Below are 21,618 nucleotides of genomic sequence, written 5' to 3' on the forward strand. Positions count from 1 at the left end.
TACCCCCGGGCAAAGAGAATTAGCGGCGGGTACGAACAATCTGGTAGCGACGGGTGAAATACTCAAACGGCGCGCTCCAGACATGAACCAGGCGGGTGAACGGGAAGAGCAGGAAAATAGTCATTCCCAGCACCAGATGAACGCGGAAAACAAACGCCACACCGCTCAGCATTTCCGAAGACCCGCCGTGGAAGGTGACAATACTTTGCGCCCAGCCCACCAACTTCATCATTTCGCTGCCATCCGGATATTGCGCCGAAAACGGAATGGTGCTCAGGCCAAGCAGGCACTGAATCAGCAAAATGCTCATGATGATAATATCAGGTGTAGTGGATGTCGCCCGCACACGCTGATTGGTCAGACGACGCCACAGTAATCCCGCGCCGCCGATCAACGTTAATACGCCGCACACGCCGCCGAGGATCATCGCCATCTGCTGTTTTACCGCAATTGGCAGGAACCAGGCATACATCCAGTGTGGCGTCAGCATCCCGAACAGATGGCCAAAAAAGATCCCCAGAATGCCAATATGGAACAGATTCGACCATATCACCATCCCACGCTTATCCAGCATCTGGCTGGACGACGCGCGCCAGGTATATTGTCCGTAGTCATAGCGCAGCCAACTGCCGAGGAAGAATACCGTGGCGCAAATATAGGGGTAGATGTCGTAAAAAAAGACGTTCAGGTACTGTATCATTTCGGGCCTCCCGCGCTGACGTCGACGTACTGCGGCGCCGCGTCCTGGCTAAAGCGTCGTTGATAATGGTGTAACGGTGAACTGTCACAGGTCGTGGCGTTATCTTCGATAAACTTCACCTGTTCTTCTTCCCAGACGGCATCCAGTGCCTGACGGGTATCATCCCGCGATTCCTGAACAATCTGTTTGGTGACACTGTCACTTGTAAGCGTACTGCCCGCCAGCGTCAGCAGGGCGTCAAACAGTTGATACCACGGCGCTCCTCGCTGTTTCAGACGACCGCCCAGCAGCGCCAGAATAGGGGCAATATTCTGTAATCCCTCGCGAGCTTCCGCTTCCGGCAACACGCTTAAGTACTCCAGATAGAGCGGCAGATGATCCGGCAGTTCGCGGCAGTTGAGCTGCAGGCCCACGGTTTCATACTGGCTTAACAAATCGACCATCGCCTGGCCGCGATCGCGGGACTCCGCATGAACATGCTCGAATAACAGCAATGAAGTGGCGCGCCCGCGGTCAAACACTTCACACCATTCTGCTTGTTTATCCAGTAACGGCGCATAAAGCAGCTCGCGAGTGAAGTCGGTCAGCATTGGCGCATCGTGTTGGATAAGGGCAAGCGCTTCATCCCGACATTCCCACAACTCGTCGTCCGGATACTCCATCAACAGGCCAATCGCTTTGAGGATTTGCATTATTCCCCCTCCGCTTTATCACGCACTTCGGTGATATTGATGGCATCAATACGGCTACTGTTGAACAGGTTGAATTTGGTATCCGAGCCGTGACAACCGTCGCCAAAAGTAAAGCCGCAGCCGTTGCGCTCCGGAAAGGCGTCGCGCGCCATTTCCCGGTGGCTGGTGGGAATGACAAAACGATCTTCATAATTGGCAATCGCCAGGTAGCGATACATCTCTTCAACCTGTTGTACGCTCAGACCCACTTCGTCAATCGCGCGGGTATCCGTCACGCCTTCAACCGTCTGCGAGCGCATGTAGTGGCGCATCGCCATCATCCGCTTTAGCGCCCGAATGACCGGGCCGGTATCGCCCGCGCTGAGCATATTGGCCAGGTACTGGACCGGAATACGCAGCGTCTCCACCGCTGGCAGAATATTGCCATTGTGCGGCAACCCGCCCGCGTCGGCGTATGACTGGATGGGCGATAGCGGCGGTACGTACCAGACCATCGGCAGGGTACGGTATTCCGGGTGCAGCGGAAGCGCCAGCTTCCAGTCCATCGCCATTTTGTACACCGGCGACCGTTGGGCGGCGTCGATGACGTTTTGCGGGATGCCCTGTTTAAGCGCCTCTTCGATGACCGCCGGATCGTGCGGATTGAGAAACACATCGCACTGACGTTCATACAAATCTGTCTCGTGTTCGGTACTGGCCGCGTCTTCAATCCTGTCGGCGTCGTAGAGCAGAACGCCAAGATAACGGATGCGCCCGACGCAGGTTTCCGAGCAAACGGTCGGCTGGCCGGATTCAATACGCGGATAGCAAAATATGCATTTCTCAGACTTGCCGCTCTTCCAGTTAAAGTAGATTTTTTTGTACGGGCAGCCGCTGATACACAAACGCCAGCCCCGGCATTTATCCTGGTCGATTAGCACGATGCCGTCTTCTTCACGCTTATAAATAGCGCCACTTGGGCAGGTGGCGACACAACTGGGGTTCAGGCAGTGTTCGCACAGGCGCGGCAGGTACATCATGAAGGTGTTTTCGAACTGACCGTACATCTCCTTTTGTATGTTGTCGAAGTTACGGTCGCGGGCGCGTTTTTCAAACTCGCCGCCGAGCAGCTCTTCCCAGTTTGGCCCCCAGATCACCTTGTCCATCCGTTTTCCGTCAATCAGTGAGCGAGGACGGGCTGTGGGCTGATGCTTACTCTCCGGCGCATGATGTAAATGCTGATAATCGAAGGTAAAGGGTTCATAGTAATCATCGATTTGCGGAATCACCGGGTTGGCGAAAATTTTGCTAATTACCCCCATTTTGCCGCCCAGACGGGGCCTTATCTTGCCATTAACATCACGAACCCAACCGCCTTGCCACTCCTGCTGGTCTTCCCAGTTTTTGGGATAGCCGATGCCCGGTTTAGTTTCGACGTTATTGAACCATGCGTATTCCATCCCTTCACGTCCGGTCCAGACGTTTTTACAGGTGACGGAGCAGGTGTGACAGCCAATACATTTATCGAGATTCAGTACCATCCCAACCTGTGAGCGTATTTTCATTTTTTCGCCTCCTGTACCTGATCCCGGCCCTCATCATCCAGCCAGTTAATGTTTTTCATTTTCCTGATCATGATGAATTCATCGCGATTCGAACCCACGGTTCCGTAATAGTTGAAGCCGTAAGCCAGTTGCGCATAGCCGCCGATCATATGCGTCGGTTTTGGACAGACCCGGGTCACGGAGTTATGGATCCCGCCGCGCATCCCGGTCACTTCCGAGCCCGGAATGTTCATAAGCCGCTCCTGGGCGTGGTACATCATGGTCATACCCGGCGGAACGCGCTGGCTGACCACCGCACGAGCGGTAAGGGCGCCATTAGCGTTGAAGGCTTCAATCCAGTCGTTATCTTCAATACCCAATTCACGGGCATCGGCTTCGCTGATCCAGACAATCGGCCCGCCGCGCGACAAGGTCAGCATCAGCAGGTTTTCGCTGTAGGTGGAGTGAATTCCCCATTTTTGGTGCGGCGTCAGGAAGTTAAGCGCTTTTTCCGGGAAACCGTTGGGCGGAATTTCTCGCATTTCGCTGACGCTGCGGGTATCAATCGGCGGACGATATGCCACCAGGCTTTCGCCAAAAGCGCGCATCCACGCATGATCCTGATAGAGTTGTTGCCGCCCCGACAACGTACGCCACGGGATCAGTTCATGTACGTTGGTATACCCGGCGTTATAAGAGACATGTTCGCTTTCCAGTCCTGACCAGGTCGGGCTGGAGATAATTTTGCGCGGTTGCGCCTGGATATCACGAAAGCGAATTTTCTCATCTTCTTTATTGATGGCCAGATGGGTGTGCTCGCGCCCGGTCATCTCGCCCAACGCCTGCCAGGCTTTCACCGCCACCTGGCCGTTAGTTTCCGGCGCTAAGGCAAGAATCACTTCCGAAGCATCCAGCGCGGTGTCTATTCGCGGACGTCCTTTCGCCGGGCCATCGTGTTTGGTGTAATTGAGCTTACCGAGGAAATCGACTTCATCTTGCGTATTCCAGGCAATCCCCTTACCGCCGTTGCCTAATTTATCCAGCAGGGGACCCAGCGAGGTAAAACGTTCATAGGTGGCCGGATAATCGCGTTCAACCACGACGATATTGGGGGCGGTCTTGCCCGGAATAAGTTCGCACTCGCCTTTACGCCAGTCGAGAATATCAAATGGCTGCGCCAGTTCCGCCGGGGAATCATGCTGGAGCGGGTGTAACACCACATCGGTTTCCTGTCCGAGATGTCCGACACACACTTCAGAAAAGACGCTGGCGATACCTTTGTAGATCTCCCAGTCGCTTTTGGATTCCCAGGCAGGATCGACCGCGGCGGAAAGGGGGTGGATAAACGGATGCATATCCGAGGTATTCATATCGTCTTTTTCATACCAGGTGGCGGTCGGCAAGACGATATCGGAAAACAGACAGGTACTGGACATACGGAAATCAAGCGTGACCAACAGATCGAGCTTGCCCTCAATCGCGGCGGACTGCCATTCCACCTCTTCAGGCTTAATTCCTTCGCTGGAACCCAGCGCTTCGCCCTGAATACCGCTGTCGGTGCCCAGCAGATATTTGAGCATATACTCATGACCTTTCCCGGAGGAGCCGAGCAGGTTAGAGCGCCAGACAAATAAATTTCGCGGGTGATTATGACCACTGTCAGGCTGTTCGCAGGCAAAACGGATAGCGCCTGATTTCAACGCCTGCACGGTATAATCCGCCGCAGACAGCCCGGCTTTATCGGCGCTCGCTTTCACGCTGAGCGGGTTAAGATTAAGCTGCGGCGCCGAGGGTAGCCAGCCCATACGTTCCGCGCGCACGTTGAAATCGATCAGGTGTCCGGAAAATTTAGCCGGATCGGCCAACGGCGACAGCAACTCTTGCGCAGTCAGTTTTTCATAGCGCCACTGGCTGGCATGGTTGTAGAAAAACGAGGTACTGTTCATCTGACGCGGCGGGCGATTCCAGTCCAGCGCGAAGGCCAGCGGCAGCCAGCCGGTTTGCGGCCGCAGCTTCTCCTGGCCGACATAGTGCGCCCAGCCGCCGCCGGTTTGTCCAACACAGCCGCAGAACACCAGCATGTTAATCATCCCACGGTAATTCATATCCATGTGATACCAGTGATTCACTCCCGCGCCGAGGATGATCATCGAACGACCGTGAGTTTTATGGGCGGTCTCGGCAAATTCACGCGCAATAGTTTCGATATGTCGACGCGGCACGCCGGTAATCTGTTCGCCCCAGGCCGGCGTGTAGGCTTTTACGTCGTTATAATTATTGGCGCTATGGCAGTCATCCAGGCCACGATCCAGCCCATAATTAGCCAGCACCAGATCGTAAACGCTGACGACCATCCGCTCGCTACCGTCCGCCAGAGCCAGGCGTTTCACCGGTAACTGACGTACCAGCACCGGTTCCTGCCGCACGCTGCGAAAATGTGGGTTTTCGTTACCGCCAAAATAGGGGAAGGCGACACCCGCCACGTCATCATGCTGACCAAGTAAAGAGAGCGACAGTTCAGTTTCGACGCCCGCCGCCACCGGTTCCAGGTTCCATTTTCCCTTTTCGCCCCAGCGAAAACCGATAGAACCATTGGGCGCGACCAGTTCGCCCGTACTGTTGAGCGCGACGGTTTTCCATTCCGGATTATTGGCTTCTCCCAGTCCATCCACCAGATCCGACGCGCGCATCATACGCCCCGGTACATAACTGCCGTCTGCGCGCTCATCCAACAGGACCAGCATTGGCATATCGGTATAACGGCGGCAATAGTTAAGAAAATAGTCGCTGGGATTATCGAGATGAAACTCTTTTAAAATGACGTGACCCATGGCCATCGCCAGCGCGCTGTCAGTACCTTGCTTTGGCGCCAGCCACTGATCGCACAGTTTAGCGACTTCGGAATAGTCCGGGGTGATGGCGATTGTCTTGGTGCCTTTGTAGCGCACTTCGGTAAAGAAGTGGGCGTCCGGGGTACGCGTCTGCGGCACGTTAGAGCCCCAGGCAATAATGTAGGCTGAGTTATACCAGTCGGCGGACTCCGGCACGTCAGTCTGCTCGCCCCAGGTCATTGGAGACGCGGGCGGAAGATCGCAATACCAGTCATAGAAGCTCAGGCAAGTACCGCCAAGCAATGACAGATAACGTGTTCCGGCGGCGTAAGAAACCATCGACATCGCCGGAATAGGTGAAAACCCCGCCACACGATCCGGACCATAGGTTTTGATTGTCCAGACGTTAGCGGCGGCAATGAGCTGATTCAGCTCTTTCCAGTTCGAACGAATAAAGCCGCCATGTCCGCGCACCTGTTTGTAACTTTGGCATTTTTGCGGGTCGTTCATTATAGATTCCCATGCCAGTACCGGATCGCTGTGCCGGGAAAGAGCCTCGCGCCACAGTTCTATCAGCCGCTTACGCACCAGAGGGTATTTCAGACGGTTGGCGCTATAGAGATACCAGGAGTAGCTGGCGCCGCGCGGGCAGCCGCGCGGTTCATGGTTCGGTAAATCGGGACGCGTGCGCGGGTAGTCGGTTTGCTGGGTTTCCCACGTCACCAGACCGTTTTTGACATAAATTTTCCAGCTACAGGAGCCCGTGCAGTTGACGCCGTGGGTTGAGCGCACGATCTTATCAAACTGCCAGCGCTGGCGATAACTGTCTTCCCAGTCGCGGTTGGTATGCATCACCTGACCATGGCCGTCGGCAAAGGTATCGCCTTTTTGTTTAAAGTAACGAAAGCGATCCAACAGTTTACTCATGACATTTCTCCTGCTTCGATAAATTTTCCGCCATCCTGTCTATTTGGCGTTAAACCATTGCCGGATGGCCGTCCTACAGGTGTGTATGTTGTTATTGTTGTTTAGGCTTACGACGCCCGTAGACCAGCCAGGTCAGCAGGACGCAAGCGAGGTAAAACAGCAAAAAGATTTTCATAGCGCCCACCGGCGAGCCGGTCAAGGCCAAAGAGGTGCCAAACGCTTTTGGAATAAAGAAGCCGCCCACAGCGCCAATAGCGGAGATAAAACCGAGCGCGGCGGCGGTATCCGTCACCGCTTCGCGCTGCGCCTGCTCATCGCTCCCGCCGCGCAGTTTGACGTTGTAGAGCGTGATCTGACGGAAGATCACCGCAATCATCTGGAAGGTAGAACCGCTGCCGAGACCCGCTGTCAAAAATAGGCCCATAAAAACAAGATAGAACGCGCTAAAGCTGCCCGCGCCGGAGCCTGGCAGCGTGAGGAATAGCAAGGCGGTAAACAGCGCCATAAAGATAAAATTAATGAGCGTGACGCGAACGCCGCCGAATTTATCGGAGATCACGCCGCCTGCCGATCGCGCCAGCGCGCCGATAAAGGGGCCAAAGAACGCCAGTTGCAGAATGTTTACGTCGGGAAATTGCGTTTTGGCGAGCATGGCGAAACCTGCGGAAAAGCCGATGAATGACCCGAATGTCGCCAGGTACAGCAGGCTAAGCAGCCACAGGTGCAGACGTTTTAGCACCGGCAATTGCGAGGCGACAGACGCTTTTGAACTGCCGATATCGTTCATACCAAACCAGGCGGCAAGCGTCGCGACAGCCAGTAACGGCACCCAGATCCAGGCGGCGTTAGTGAGGGCGAGCAGGGAGCCATCAGGTTGCGGCACGCCCTGGACGCCTAAAAAAGTAAATATCGGCAGAAAAATAACCAGCGGCGCAATCAACTGCATCACACTGACGCCAAGATTTCCCAGTCCGCCGTTAATACCCAACGCGCTACCTTGTCTGGCTTTTGGAAAGAAAAAACTGATGTTGCCCATACTGGACGCGAAGTTTGCCCCCGCAAAACCGCACAACAGAGCGATGAGCATAAATACCCCGAAAGGGGTGGCGGGATTTTGCACGGCGAATCCCAGCCAGGCGCAGGGAATAATCAATATTACGGTACTTAATACGGTCCATTTACGGCCACCAAACAGTGGCACCATAAAGGAGTAGGGAACGCGTAATATTGCGCCGGAAAGAGAAGGTAATGCGGTTAATAAAAAGAGTTGGTCGGTGGTAAAATTAAATCCAATTTTATTGAGGTTGACGGCAACAGCGCTAAACAACATCCAGACGCAAAATGCCAGGAGCAAACAACTTACTGAAATCCATAAGTTTCTTCTGGCGATGCCTTTCCCTTTATTCTCCCAGAAGGCTGGATTTTCGGGTCGCCAGTCACTCAAGAGATAACGGTTATAATTCTCGTTTTGTCGTGTCATTTTACCCCTCACATGCGCATATCATTTGAGAAAAAACACAAAAAAGAGACAGAGCGTCACGCGCTCTTTTGAGAACTTATTGAAGTTTTTTTAGAATATTGAGTGAAAGAATAGATAAAAAACCAGGCCAGCGCGGCGCGAAGAGGAGATATAATGTTTCTTAATTGTTACTATTTGTAAACTAAAAGTGATTTTTATTAAATTATTTGTAACTTTACGCAAAGAGTTCAAGCGTAATCATCCGATCCAGATGGTATTTAAACGCGGGATCGGCCATTTCCGGAATACCCAGCACATACATACCGTCCAGCCCGCACACCAGTGCGATAAGCCGCCAGGCGATATCCGTGGCGTTAGCAGTAAACGTAAATTCTCCTGCCTGTTTGCCCTGCTCGATAATTGTGACCGTTTCCTCATGCCACATCTGCATCGTGAGAAGATAAGCATCTCTGATGTGCGGATCCCGATCGGCCAGAATTTGCGCCTCTCGCCACAATTTTATGTAAGGCTCAAAGCCGCCGTCTTCGCTACCCAACATAGCGTGAAGCCGTGCACGCCAGGTGGCGGGCGGCGGAACTTGCCCGGCATCAAGCAGGGTGCGGATCAAATGGACAAAGGCCAGCGCTTTGAGCTCGCCCGCCGAGCTGAAGTGGTGATGCACCTGGCCGGCGGCGACATCGGCTTCTGATGCGATTCGTCGCACCGTCATGGCGGTAAACCCCTCTGCCAGCGCCACGCGCATCGCCGCTTGCAGGATCACTTTGCGGCGTTCATCCCGGTTAAGGTAACTCATATTTTCCCCACATTAGCCAATGCGCGCAGTGTAACAAAAAGCTGGACATTCGTTCAACTTACCGTAGGATCCTGAAACTGGACAAGCGTCCAAATTTGAGTTTTTGAAGGGAGAGTTATGTTTCGTCAGTGGTTAACGTTAGTCATTATTGTGCTGGTCTATATTCCTGTCGCCATTGATGCCACGGTCTTGCATGTCGCCGCTCCGACACTGAGTATGACACTGGGGGCCAGCGGCAACGAGCTGCTGTGGATCATTGATATTTATTCTTTGGTCATGGCTGGCATGGTGTTGCCGATGGGCGCGCTTGGCGATCGTATCGGTTTTAAACGCCTGCTGATGCTGGGCGGGACGCTCTTTGGCCTGGCATCATTAGCGGCGGCGTTTTCGCATACCGCCAGTTGGCTTATCGCCACCAGGGTATTACTGGCTATTGGCGCGGCGATGATTGTACCGGCGACGCTGGCCGGGATACGCGCCACCTTTTGCGAAGAGAAGCATCGCAACATGGCGCTGGGCGTCTGGGCAGCGGTAGGTTCGGGCGGAGCGGCGTTTGGACCGCTCATCGGCGGCATCTTATTAGAGCATTTTTACTGGGGATCGGTTTTCCTGATCAACGTGCCGATTGTGCTGGTCGTCATGGGCTTAACCGCCCGCTATGTTCCTCGCCAGGCGGGCCGTCGCGATCAACCGCTCAATCTTGGCCATGCGGTGATGCTGATTATTGCCATTTTGCTGTTGGTCTATAGCGCTAAAACCGCGCTGAAAGGGCATCTGTCGCTGTGGGTTATCTCGTTTACCCTGCTTACCGGCGCGTTGCTCCTGGGACTCTTTATCCGCACACAGCTTGCGACATCGCGTCCGATGATTGATATGCGACTATTTACCCATCGCATTATCCTGAGCGGCGTCGTGATGGCGATGACCGCGATGATCACTCTGGTGGGTTTTGAGCTTCTGATGGCGCAAGAGCTGCAGTTTGTTCACGGGCTATCGCCTTATGAGGCCGGGGTATTTATGCTGCCGGTGATGGTCGCCAGTGGATTCAGCGGGCCGCTTGCGGGCGCGCTGGTCTCGCGTCTGGGACTACGGCTGGTCGCGACGGGCGGCATGGCGTTAAGCGCGCTGAGTTTTTATGGCCTGGCGATGACGGATTTCAGCACCCAGCAATGGCAGGCCTGGGGGCTGATGGCGCTGCTGGGATTTAGCGCCGCCAGCGCATTGCTGGCTTCCACGTCGGCAATTATGGCCGCTGCGCCGGCAGAAAAAGCGGCGGCGGCCGGCGCGATAGAAACGATGGCTTATGAACTGGGCGCGGGACTGGGCATCGCCATTTTCGGTCTGTTGTTAAGCCGTAGCTTCTCCGCGTCTATCCGTCTGCCTGCCGGGCTTGAGGCGCAAGAGATTGCCAGAGCGTCATCTTCAATGGGAGAAGCCGTGCAGTTGGCGAATAGCCTACCGCCCACGCAGGGGCAGGCAATACTGGACGCCGCCAGACACGCCTTTATCTGGTCGCATAGCGTGGCGTTAAGCAGCGCCGGGAGTATGCTTCTTTTGCTGGCGGTAGGGATGTGGTTCAGCCTGGCAAAAGCCCAACGCCGATAACATAACGCCTGATGAGATAAGCGCTTAATGCGCTAGCTGGCAGGGGGAGTCCATTTCCTCAACCTCTTTACCGCTGAGGCGTGCGTATTGCCCCGTCAGTCGCCAGAAGGCAGGCTGGGTTTCGGTATAAATTTCCGCAGCCAGAATCAGCCGACGGCGATCAACTTCGTTCAGTTCCAGTAAGGTCCAGGGAATAAAATAGCGATCGGTATCGGTAAGCCGAAACCACAGCGGACACCCGCAGCCGGAACAGAAGTAGCGTTCGCCGCGCGAAGAGGATGAAAAGTATGGCGGTTCCGGGGAAAGGGGGGCTAGCTGTGGTTGCCCGCAGGCTTCCAGATACATGGCTATTCCACCCGACCATTTTTGACACAGCGTACAATGGCAGGCATAGACATCCAGCATTTCGACGTCAACGGTAAAATGGCTCTGTCCGCAAAGACAACGACCAGTGAACGTCTGCACGGCATACTCCTTATGACCGAGTCTACATCAAGAGAAAAAGCCAGCCCTGAAAGGACTGGCTTTGTATTCAGACTACAACAAAATTAGAACTGGTAGTTCAGACCAACAGCAACGATGTTGTCAGTGCTGATCTGCGCAACATTTTTAGTGAAGTTGGTGTCATCCAGCAGGTTGATTTTGTAATCAACGAAGGTGGACATGTTTTTGTTGAAGTAGTAGGTAGCACCGACATCGATGTACTCAACCAGATCCTGGTCGCCGTAAGCACCCAGATCTTTACCTTTGGATTTCAGGTAAGCAATGGACGGACGCAGACCGAAGTCGAACTGGTACTGAGCAACAGCTTCAAAGTTCTGAGTTTTGTTAGCAATACCGTCGATTTTACCGAATGTGGTCATATTCAGCGTTTCGGAGTAGGTGGTCGCCAGATAGATATTGTTCGCATCATATTTCAGACCAGCAGCCCACACTTCCGCATTCTGGCCAGAAGCATACAGGCCATTGGTGCCGTTGCGCACCTGACGGTCAGTACGGTCAGACTTCGCATAGGCCGCACCCACGCCAAAACCTTCGTACTCATACGTTGCGGACAGACCGAAACCGTCGCCGTTTGCTTCTACTTCATTGTCACGATCGTTTTTGCCCTGATACTGCGCGGCAAAGTTCAGACCTTCAACCAGACCGAAGAAATCGGTGTTACGGTAGGTGGCAACGCCGGTAGCACGCTGGGTCATGAATACGTCAGTCTGGGTCCAGGTATCGCCACCGAACTCTGGCAGAACGTCGGTCCATGCGCCGATGTCGTAAGCAACGCCGTAGTTACGACCGTAGTCGAAAGAACCGTATTCAGCGAATTTCAGACCAGCGAATGCCAGACGGGTTTTGTCTTTGTCGGAACCTTCAGATTCAGTACGGTTGCCTTTGAATTCATATTCCCACTGGCCAAAACCAACCAGTTGGTCATTGATCTGCGTTTCGCCTTTAAAGCCCAGACGCGCGTAAGTTTTGTCACCATCACTTCCGTTATCATCAGAGAAATAATGCTGAGCGTGAACTTTACCGTACAGATCCAGTTTATTGCCGTCTTTGTTATATACCTCGGCTGCATTTACAACGCCTGCTGCCAACAGGGAAGTCACTGCCACTGCCACTAACTTAAGTTTCATTTTAATAATCCTTATAATTTTCTTAGCGTGTTTCCTCAACCATTGTTAAACGAGGCGTTTGTCAATGGCAGACTATTTTTAAATGACGGAGTGGCATAAGTTCAATAATAAGTTTCATAAGATTACAAATTATTTTAATTTGTGTGATCGAGATCTCCTTAATACATTTGAGAGTATTAATTCAAATAGGGACTGTCTAATAAGATATATTTTCGGAGGGGACTATTGGGCTGTTTATGGTTTTATTTTTGGTAGTAACGATTGATTATTATATGCACTAATAACAGTTGCGAGCTAACGTTAATTATATATTTGTTAATATAATTATATCATTACATTAACATATTTAACGATTTTATAAAATTCATTTTTACCAGCGCAATCCTGGTATGGCGCAGGAGGAACACGTGAAAATGGAAAATCGTCAAATACGCACAGGCAATAGATAAAAGCGTAGTTGTGTTATGAAGAGTGTCAAGGTACAGCGGGTCGATTTAATATCAATATCGGCCCGCCCGTCGCTATTAGCGCCGCCGCGTTGCCAGCCAACAAAGTAGTGAACCTACGCAAACCATGACTGCGCCTTGCCAGAAGGAGAATGACAGTGGTGAGCTGAGTAACAGCGCTGCCAGAGCAGAGGACATGACGGGGGTAAAATAAGACCCTACGGCCATGATAGTCACATTGCCATGAAGTATGCCCACATTCCATGCTGCGTAGGCAAACCCCAACGTTAATGCCGCGGTAAAAAGTTTAGCAATCACCGGTAGGCTAAATATCATGGCAGGTTGCGGCGTAAGAAAATAGTGTAACCACAGCGCCACGGCGGTGAGTAACACAAAGACGGTGATACCGTTAAAACCACGCGCATATTTATTTGTGACAGTGCAGTACGTCGCCCATATAAACGCCCCAAGAAATGCCAGGAAATAACTTAGCGGACTGGTGGCGACATTGCTGATAATTTCTTCGGCATTAAGACCATTCTCGCCCCCCAGAACCCAGCAAACGCCAGTAAGTGCAATAAGCAATCCAGGAACAATAAGCCAGTTAGTTTTTTGCCCGTTAAAAAGAATGGCAAACAGAATGGTCAGGCTGGGCCATAAATAGTTAACCATGCCGACTTCGATAGCCTGATGGCGAGTGGCGGCATAACCGAGAGAAAGCGCCAGGCATATTTCATAACTGACAAACAGTACACTGCCTGCGATGAGGTATCGCCCCGGGAAACGACGGATATCAGGTAATCCGACGGTAAAAATCAGCAGCAGGCCGCTTAATGAATAGATCATGGCTGCGCCGCCTACCGGTCCGAGACCTTCGCTGACGCCGCGAATTAACCCAACCATCGTGCTCCACAGAACGATGGCAACAAGCCCTATTAGCGTTGCTTTTTGTGATGTCATGCTTTGTGACTGTCCTGAATACCACGCAAAATAAACTGCCACTTATAGCACTTTTTCCGGGGGCGATGCCATGCAGTGTCATTTTTTAGTACCTCCCTGGAGTTATTGCAGTTTAAAAATAGGGCTATTTAGTAGCGGAACCGTTTCAATATTGATTTGACGCAAAAAAGTTATCGATTTTGCTGTTAGTTTCCTCGCGAAGTTATACACGCATCCTGGACTGAGGTTTTGCTGCAGTTCGAAGGAGGCGTGCATCCGTGGAAAAAAGAGGAAAGCAATGGACGTCAGCCGCAGACAATTTTTTAAAATCTGCGCGGGCGGTATGGCGGGAACAACGGTGGCCGCACTGGGTTTTACCCCTAAAATGGCCCTGGCTCAGGCGCGAAACTATAAGCTGTTGCGCGCAAAAGAGATCCGTAACTCCTGCACATACTGTTCCGTAGGTTGCGGGCTATTAATGTATAGCCTGGGAGATGGGGCAAAAAACGCGAAAGAAGCGATTTACCATATTGAAGGCGACCCGGATCATCCGGTAAGCCGTGGCGCGCTGTGCCCGAAAGGGGCCGGTTTGCTGGACTATGTTCACAGTGAAGATCGCCTACGCTATCCGGAATACCGCGCGCCGGGTTCCGACAAGTGGCAGCGCATTAGCTGGGATGACGCTTTCACTCGTATTGCTAAATTAATGAAAGCCGACCGCGACGCCAACTTTATTGAAAAGAATGAGCAGGGCGTCACGGTTAACCGCTGGCTCTCTACCGGAATGCTGTGCGCCTCGGCGGCCAGCAATGAAACGGGTATGCTGACGCAGAAGTTTGCGCGTTCTCTCGGTATGCTGGCGGTAGATAACCAGGCGCGCGTTTGACACGGACCAACGGTAGCAAGTCTTGCTCCAACATTTGGTCGCGGTGCGATGACCAACCACTGGGTGGATATTAAAAACGCCAACGTCGTGATGGTGATGGGCGGCAATGCCGCAGAAGCGCATCCGGTGGGTTTCCGCTGGGCGATGGAAGCGAAAAACAATAACGATGCGACGCTGATTGTCGTTGATCCACGCTTTACGCGTACGGCGTCGGTGGCGGATATCTATGCGCCAATACGTTCCGGTACAGACATTACCTTTCTGTCCGGCGTTTTGCTGTACCTGATCGAAAATAACAAAATCAACGCTGAATACGTTAAGCATTACACCAACGCCAGCCTGCTGGTGCGGGATGATTTTGCCTTTGATGACGGTCTTTTCAGCGGCTATGACGCCCAAAAGCGTCAGTACGATAAATCCTCCTGGAACTACCAGTTCGATGAAAACGGCTATGCCAAACGTGATGAAACGTTGACGCACCCACGCTGTGTGTGGAATCTGCTGAAGCAGCACGTTTCGCGCTATACGCCGGACGTCGTGGAAAACATTTGCGGTACGCCGAAAGCAGACTTCCTGAAGGTGTGTGAGGTGTTGGCCTCTACCAGCGTTCCGGATCGCACTACCACCTTCCTGTATGCGCTGGGCTGGACGCAACATACCGTCGGGGCGCAGAACATCCGTACCATGGCGATGATCCAGTTGCTGCTCGGCAATATGGGGATGGCTGGCGGCGGTGTGAACGCTTTGCGCGGCCACTCTAATATTCAGGGTTTAACGGATTTAGGACTGCTCTCCACCAGCCTGCCGGGTTACCTGACGCTACCGTCAGAAAAACAGGCCGATCTGCAAACTTATCTGGCAGCGAATACCCCCAAAGCGACGCTGGCCGATCAGGTCAACTACTGGGGTAATTATCCTAAGTTCTTCGTCAGCCTGATGAAATCTTTCTATGGCGATGCGGCGCAGAAAGAGAATGACTGGGGCTTTGCCTGGCTGCCTAAGTGGGATCAGTCCTATGACGTGATCAAATATTTCAACATGATGGATAGCGGGAAAGTCACCGGCTATTTCTGTCAGGGCTTTAACCCGGTGGCGTCCTTCCCGGACAAAAACAAAGTGGTGCAAAGCTTAAGCAAACTGAAGTATCTGGTCGTTATCGATCCGCTGGTGACTGAAACGTCAACGTTCTGGCAGAACCACGGCGAATCTAATGATGTTGATCCGACAACGATTCAGACCGAAGTCTTCCGTCTGCCGTCTACCTGTTTTGCGGAAGAGGATGGCTCTATCGCTAACTCCGGTCGCTGGTTACAGTGGCACTGGAAAGGTCAGGACGCGCCGGGCGAAGCGCGTAACGACGGCGAGATTCTGGCCGGTATTTACCATCGTCTGCGTGAAATGTATCGCGCAGAAGGCGGTAAAGGCGCCGAACCACTATTGAAGATGAGCTGGAACTACAAGCAGCCGGATGAACCGCATTCAGAAGAAGTGGCGAAAGAGAACAACGGCTATGCGCTGGAAGATCTCTATGACGCCAACGGTACACTGCTTGCCAGGAAAGGCCAGTTGTTGAGCAGTTTTGCATTACTGCGCGATGACGGTACGACATCCTCCTCCTGCTGGATTTATACCGGTAGCTGGACGGAGCAGGGCAACCAGATGTCCAGACGTGATAACGCCGACCCGTCAGGGCTTGGCAATACACTGGGTTGGGCGTGGGCGTGGCCGCTAAACCGTCGCGTATTGTATAACCGCGCTTCGGCTGATCCGCAGGGTAAACCGTGGGATCCAAAACGGATGCTGATCCAGTGGAACGGCGCGAAGTGGACAGGGAACGATATTCCGGACTTTAACAACGCGGCGCCGGGGAGCGGGACCAATCCGTTTATCATGCAGCCGGAAGGGCTGGGACGTCTGTTTGCTATTGATAAAATGGCGGAAGGACCGTTCCCTGAACACTACGAGCCGATGGAAACGCCGCTGGGCACTAACCCGCTGCACCCGAATGTGGTCTCGAACCCGGCGGCGCGTCTGTATGAAGAAGATGCGCTGCGCATGGGTAAGAAGGAGCAGTTTCCGTACGTGGGCACGACTTACCGCCTCACAGAGCATTTCCATACCTGGACCAAACATGCGCTACTTAACGCTATCGCTCAGCCGGAACAGTTTGTGGAGATCAGTGAGACGCTGGCGGCAGCGAAAGGTATCGCTAACGGCGACTATGTGAAGGTGAGCAGTAAACGCGGGTTTATTCGCGCGGTCGCGGTGGTAACTCGTCGTCTTCGCACCCTGCATGTCAACGGTCAGCAGGTTGAAACGGTGGGGATCCCGATTCACTGGGGCTTTGAGGGTGTCGCGCGCAAAGGCTATATCGCCAATACTCTGACGCCAAATGTCGGTGATGCCAACTCGCAAACGCCGGAATACAAAGCGTTTTTAGTTAACATCGAGAAGGCGTAAGGGAGGCGAACATATGTCTATGGAAACGCAGGACATTATTAAACGGTCCGCAACAAACGCCATCACGCCGCCTCCGCAGGCGCGTGATTACAAAGCCGAAGTCGCGAAACTGATCGACGTCTCCTCCTGTGTCGGCTGTAAAGCCTGCCAGGTAGCCTGTTCTGAATGGAACGATATTCGCGATAACGTTGGTCATTGTGTCGGGGTGTACGATAACCCTGCCGATCTCAGCGCCAAGTCCTGGACGGTGATGCGCTTTACCGAAACCGAGCAGAACGGCAAGCTGGAGTGGCTGATTCGTAAAGATGGTTGTATGCACTGTGAAGATCCAGGCTGTCTTAAAGCCTGTCCATCTGCCGGGGCTATCATCCAGTACGCGAACGGGATTGTTGATTTTCAATCTGAACACTGTATCGGCTGTGGTTACTGTATCGCCGGGTGTCCGTTTAATATTCCGCGCCTCAACAAAGAGGACAACCGCGTTTATAAATGTACGCTCTGCGTCGATCGCGTCAGCGTGGGCCAGGAACCGGCCTGCGTCAAAACTTGTCCGACCGGGGCTATTCACTTCGGCACCAAAAAAGAGATGCTGGAACTGGGTGAGCAACGCGTGGAGAAGTTAAAAGCGCGTGGCTTTGAACATGCCGGTATCTACAACCCGCAGGGCGTCGGCGGTACGCACGTCATGTATGTGCTGCACCATGCCAATCAGCCGGAGTTGTACCACGGCTTGCCGAAAGATCCGCAGATCGATACCTCAATCAATCTGTGGAAAGGGGCGCTAAAACCGCTGGCCGCAGCGGGCTTTATCGCCACTTTCGCCGGTCTGATTTACCACTACATCGGTATTGGCCCGAATAAAGAAACGGACGACGATGAGGAGGATCATCATGAGTAAGTCGAAAATGATTGTGCGCACGAAATTTGTCGACCGCGCCTGTCACTGGACGGTGGTGATCTGCTTCTTCCTGGTAGCGCTGTCGGGGATTTCGTTTTTCTTCCCGACGCTACAATGGCTGACGCAAACCTTCGGCACGCCGCAGATGGGACGTATTTTGCACCCGTTCTTCGGTATTGCCATTTTCATCGCTCTGATGTTTATGTTCGTGCGTTTCGTCCACCACAACATCCCGGATAAAAAAGACATTCCGTGGCTGAAAAATATTGTCGAAGTATTGAAAGGCAATGAGCATAAGGTGGCGGATGTCGGCAAATACAATGCCGGACAGAAGATGATGTTCTGGTCCATTATGAGCATGATTTTTGTGCTGCTGGTGACTGGCGTGATTATCTGGCGTCCGTATTTCGCGCAGTATTTCCCCATGCAGGTGGTGCGTTATAGCCTGTTAATTCATGCGGCGGCGGGCATTATTTTAATGCACGCGATCCTCATCCATATGTATATGGCATTTTGGGTGAAAGGCTCGATTAAAGGCATGATCGAAGGGAAGGTCAGCCGTCGCTGGGCGAAGAAACATCATCCACGCTGGTATCGTGAAATCGAGAAGGCGGAAGCAAAAAAAGAGAGCGAAAAAGGTATTCAGTAATTCTTTCGCGATCTGATAAACAAGGCGCTATCCTCGTAGCGCCTTGTTTTCATCTGCTGTCTGTATACTCAGACGACCACAGCAAATCGTTTAACGACGGAAATCGATGACCATACGGCCACGAATTTGCCCTTGTTCCATCTCTTTAAAAATAACGTTGATATCTTCAAGCGGACGTAGAGCGACTTTTGGTACGACTTTTCCTTCCGCCGCGAACTGGAAGGCTTCGGTCAGATCCTGGCGTGTCCCCACCAACGAACCGACAACCTGAATGCCATCCAGCACCAGGCGAGGGATATCAAGGTTCATGGCTTCTGGCGGCAGTCCGACTGCCACCACGCGGCCTCCGGCGCGAACGGCATCTACTGCGGAATTAAACGCCGCCTTAGCGACCGCGGTAACCACCGCTGCGTGCGCGCCACCGGTTTTTTCCTGCACAATTTTAGCCGCATCTTCCGTACGTGAATTAATGGTCAGATCTGCGCCCATTTCCTCGGCCAGTTTCAGTTGTCCATCATTGACATCAATGGCGATCACTTTCGCATTGAAAACGTTTTTCGCGTACTGCAAGGCCAGATTACCCAGACCGCCCAGACCGTAGATGGCAATCCACTGGCCAGGTTTAATATGAGAAATCTTCACCGCTTTATAGGTGGTAACGCCCGCGCAGGTAATACTACTTGCCGCCGCAGAGTCCAGACCTTCCGGTACTTTCACCGCATAATCCGCGACGACAATACACTCTTCGGCCATGCCGCCATCTACCGTGTAACCGGCATTTTTCACGTTGCGGCATAAGGTTTCATTGCCCGTATTGCAATACTCACAGTGTCCGCATCCTTCATAAAACCACGCGACACTCGCGCGATCGCCGGGTTTCAGCGAGGTGACACCGGGACCGACTTCCGCCACGACGCCAATGCCTTCGTGTCCCAGAATGACGCCGGTTTTGTCACCGAAATCGCCGTTTTTCACGTGTAGATCGGTATGGCATACGCCGCAGCACTCCATTTTTAGCAAAGCTTCACCGTGGCGAAGGGGACGCAGCGTTTTCTCAGTAACATCAACCTGATGATCTTGTGTGACAACAGCAGCTTTCATAACCTTCTCCTTTTATTAATAGTGAACTGCATAGCAGGTAATAGCAGGTAAGGCGCTATTACCTCTTTAGGATTAATATTTCTGATGAGTTATGCAAGGCGGCAGAAATACAATGTAATAGTTTAGCCAGGATTATCCTGATAAATCCCCGTTCAATACATAAAGGTGGCTAATATTAGTAGCTTGACAAATAAGCAGGGAAAGGAATTCAGGTGTGTCGACAGACTCGCCAAAACTAAAGAAGAAAGTGATATCCGGCGGCATTCACCGCCGGGTACGTATTAAATGGAAGTCCGACGGTAGTCGCGGTATTCCGGTTTCCAGAAGTTATCGTCAATCGCCTGTTGCAGCGCTTCCGCTGAGGTTTTCACCGCTACGCCTTGTTGCTGCGCCATTTTACCTACGGCAAAAGCGATAGCGCGCGACACGACCTGGATGTCTTTAAGCGCTGGTAACACTAATCCTTCGCCGTTATTCACCAGCGGAGAATGTTTCGCCAGCGTCTCACTGGCTGACATCAGCATTTCATCAGTAATGCGCGATGCGCCGGAAGCGATAACCCCCAGACCGATGCCGGGGAAAATATAGGCGTTATTACATTGTGCGATCGGATAAACCTTATCTTTCCAGATGACCGGCGAGAATGGGCTGCCGGTTGCCACCAGCGCGTTGCCTTCCGTCCAGGCGATAATGTCCTGTGGCGTGGCCTCCACGCGAGAGGTGGGATTAGAGAGCGGCATGACGATCGGGCGAGGGCAATGCTTATGCATCTCGCGGATGATCTCTTCAGTAAAGAGCCCGGTCTGGCCGGAAACCCCGATCAGAATATCCGGCTTCACGTTACGCACCACATCCAGCAGCGACAACACGTCATTTTCGGTATCCCAGTGCTGGAGATTGTCGCATTTCTGCACCAGTTTTGCCTGGAACGGCAATAAATTTGGCATCCGGTCCGTCAACAGGCCGAAGCGATCGACCATAAAAACGTTCTGTCGGGCGGCATCTTCGCTTAAACCTTCACGCTGAGTCTGCGCGATGATCTGTTCAGCAATCCCACATCCGGCGGAACCCGCGCCGAGGAAAACGATTTTCTGCTCGCTAAGCTGACTGCCGGCAGCGCGGCTGGCGGCGATCAACGTACCGACGGTCACGGCTGCGGTGCCCTGAATATCATCGTTAAAGGAGCAAATCTCATCACGATAGCGCGTCAACAGCGGCATTGCGTTTTTCTGCGCGAAATCTTCGAACTGTAGCAGGATATCTGGCCAGCGCTGCTTAACGGCCTGAATAAACTCATCGACGAACGCATAATACTCATCGTCGGTAATGCGCGGATGACGCCAGCCCATGTAAAGCGGATCGTTGAGTAACTGTTGATTGTTGGTGCCGACATCCAGCACAACGGGAAGGGTATAGGCCGGACTAATGCCGCCGCAGGCTGTGTATAATGACAGCTTACCGATAGGGATCCCCATCCCGCCGATGCCCTGATCGCCAAGCCCCAGAATCCGTTCGCCATCCGTCACCACAATAACTTTAATGTTGTGGTTAGGCACATTCTGCAAAATGTCGTCCATATTGTGACGGTTCGGATAAGAGATAAATACGCCGCGCGCCCGGCGATAAATCTCAGAGAAGCGCTCACAGGCCGCGCCCACGGTCGGGGTATAGATAACCGGCATCATCTCTTCAAGATGGTTTTGCACCAGTCGATAAAAGAGCGTTTCGTTGGTATCCTGGATGTTACGCAGGTAAATATGCTTATCGATTTCTGTTTTAAACCCCTGATACTGGAGCCAGGCGCGTTCGGCCTGTTCTTCAATCGACTCGACGACCTCTGGCAGCAGCCCTGACAAATTGAAGTTGCGGCGCTCTTCTACGCTAAAAGCGCTGCCTTTGTTTAACAGGGGGAATTCCAGCAATACAGGGCCAGCGTAAGGGATATAAAGGGAACGTGCTTTCTTGGTTGTAGTTTCCATGTTACTCACTCTTTTTCGAATAACTGTCCCTGGCACCGTCGTTTATCATCATATATTGCCTTCCACCAGGGAACCGAC

General features: G+C 52.7%; 15 protein-coding genes. 4 read left to right on the plus strand and 11 right to left on the minus strand.

Annotated features, from left to right (window positions below; translation table 11 throughout):
* Positions 1 to 19 precede the first annotated feature (19 nt).
* The 6 genes from narI to ACLJQD_RS07415 all read right to left on the minus strand — a co-directional run bounded on the left by narI (position 20) and on the right by ACLJQD_RS07415 (position 8,946).
* Positions 20 to 700 (minus strand): respiratory nitrate reductase subunit gamma, encoded by a 681-nt coding sequence (gene narI, locus ACLJQD_RS07390; RefSeq protein ID WP_017441336.1) that lies wholly within the window; start codon positions 698 to 700, stop codon positions 20 to 22.
* Positions 697 to 1,392 carry a nitrate reductase molybdenum cofactor assembly chaperone gene (gene narW / locus ACLJQD_RS07395; RefSeq protein ID WP_001166293.1) on the minus strand — a complete coding sequence of 232 codons (696 nt, stop codon included), beginning with the start codon at positions 1,390 to 1,392 and terminating at the stop codon, positions 697 to 699. The genes narI and narW overlap by 4 nt, the downstream gene beginning before the upstream one ends.
* Complete coding sequence (narH, locus tag ACLJQD_RS07400) at positions 1,392 to 2,936, minus strand: nitrate reductase subunit beta (protein ID WP_000702580.1); 1,545 nt, start codon at positions 2,934 to 2,936, stop codon at positions 1,392 to 1,394. Before narH ends, narW begins: the two co-directional genes overlap by 1 nt.
* Positions 2,933 to 6,673: a nitrate reductase subunit alpha gene (locus tag ACLJQD_RS07405; RefSeq protein ID WP_017441337.1), complete on the minus strand. Its 3,741-nt coding sequence runs from the start codon at positions 6,671 to 6,673 to the stop codon at positions 2,933 to 2,935. Before ACLJQD_RS07405 ends, narH begins: the two co-directional genes overlap by 4 nt.
* 91 nt (positions 6,674 to 6,764) lie before the next feature.
* Complete coding sequence (locus ACLJQD_RS07410; protein ID WP_000198251.1) at positions 6,765 to 8,153, minus strand: NarK family nitrate/nitrite MFS transporter; 1,389 nt, start codon at positions 8,151 to 8,153, stop codon at positions 6,765 to 6,767.
* 214 nt (positions 8,154 to 8,367) lie between these two features.
* Positions 8,368 to 8,946, minus strand: a complete 579-nt coding sequence (locus ACLJQD_RS07415) for a TetR family transcriptional regulator (protein ID WP_017441338.1) — start codon at positions 8,944 to 8,946, stop codon at positions 8,368 to 8,370.
* A gap of 117 nt (positions 8,947 to 9,063) precedes the next feature.
* On the opposite strand from ACLJQD_RS07415, the gene smvA reads away from it, so the two are divergent.
* Entirely contained in the window at positions 9,064 to 10,551 is a 1,488-nt protein-coding gene (smvA, locus tag ACLJQD_RS07420; RefSeq protein WP_017441339.1) for a methyl viologen efflux MFS transporter SmvA, read from the plus strand.
* Between the two features lie 24 nt (positions 10,552 to 10,575).
* Here smvA and ACLJQD_RS07425 read toward each other — a convergent pair whose 3' ends face one another.
* The 3 genes from ACLJQD_RS07425 to yddG all read right to left on the minus strand — a co-directional run bounded on the left by ACLJQD_RS07425 (position 10,576) and on the right by yddG (position 13,588).
* Positions 10,576 to 10,956: a GFA family protein gene (locus ACLJQD_RS07425; protein ID WP_014343841.1), complete on the minus strand. Its 381-nt coding sequence runs from the start codon at positions 10,954 to 10,956 to the stop codon at positions 10,576 to 10,578.
* Positions 10,957 to 11,099: 143 nt separating this feature from the next.
* Positions 11,100 to 12,182 carry a porin OmpD gene (gene ompD / locus ACLJQD_RS07430; RefSeq protein WP_000769043.1) on the minus strand — a complete coding sequence of 361 codons (1,083 nt, stop codon included), beginning with the start codon at positions 12,180 to 12,182 and terminating at the stop codon, positions 11,100 to 11,102.
* Between the two features lie 524 nt (positions 12,183 to 12,706).
* Positions 12,707 to 13,588, minus strand: a complete 882-nt coding sequence (gene yddG / locus ACLJQD_RS07435; RefSeq protein WP_017441340.1) for an aromatic amino acid efflux DMT transporter YddG — start codon at positions 13,586 to 13,588, stop codon at positions 12,707 to 12,709.
* 277 nt (positions 13,589 to 13,865) lie between these two features.
* On the opposite strand from yddG, the gene fdnG reads away from it, so the two are divergent.
* The 3 genes from fdnG to fdnI are packed head-to-tail and all read left to right on the plus strand — an operon-like array spanning position 13,866 to position 18,460.
* Complete coding sequence (gene fdnG, locus ACLJQD_RS07440; RefSeq protein ID WP_077684034.1) at positions 13,866 to 16,913, plus strand: formate dehydrogenase-N subunit alpha; 3,048 nt, start codon at positions 13,866 to 13,868, stop codon at positions 16,911 to 16,913.
* 13 nt (positions 16,914 to 16,926) lie between these two features.
* Positions 16,927 to 17,811, plus strand: a complete 885-nt coding sequence (gene fdxH, locus ACLJQD_RS07445) for a formate dehydrogenase subunit beta (RefSeq protein WP_000061599.1) — start codon at positions 16,927 to 16,929, stop codon at positions 17,809 to 17,811.
* Complete coding sequence (gene fdnI / locus ACLJQD_RS07450; protein WP_000045658.1) at positions 17,804 to 18,460, plus strand: formate dehydrogenase-N subunit gamma; 657 nt, start codon at positions 17,804 to 17,806, stop codon at positions 18,458 to 18,460. Before fdxH ends, fdnI begins: the two co-directional genes overlap by 8 nt.
* A gap of 90 nt (positions 18,461 to 18,550) precedes the next feature.
* Here fdnI and adhP read toward each other — a convergent pair whose 3' ends face one another.
* Together adhP and ACLJQD_RS07460 are read right to left on the minus strand one after the other, a co-directional pair.
* Entirely contained in the window at positions 18,551 to 19,561 is a 1,011-nt protein-coding gene (gene adhP / locus ACLJQD_RS07455) for an alcohol dehydrogenase AdhP (RefSeq protein WP_000642447.1), read from the minus strand.
* Between the two features lie 281 nt (positions 19,562 to 19,842).
* Positions 19,843 to 21,540, minus strand: coding sequence for an NAD-dependent malic enzyme (locus ACLJQD_RS07460; protein WP_000450511.1), 1,698 nt, complete (start codon positions 21,538 to 21,540; stop codon positions 19,843 to 19,845).
* Positions 21,541 to 21,618: the final 78 nt, after the last annotated feature.

Source organism: Salmonella sp. SAL04214 (assembly GCF_046550615.1).
Taxonomy (GTDB): domain Bacteria; phylum Pseudomonadota; class Gammaproteobacteria; order Enterobacterales; family Enterobacteriaceae; genus Salmonella; species Salmonella enterica.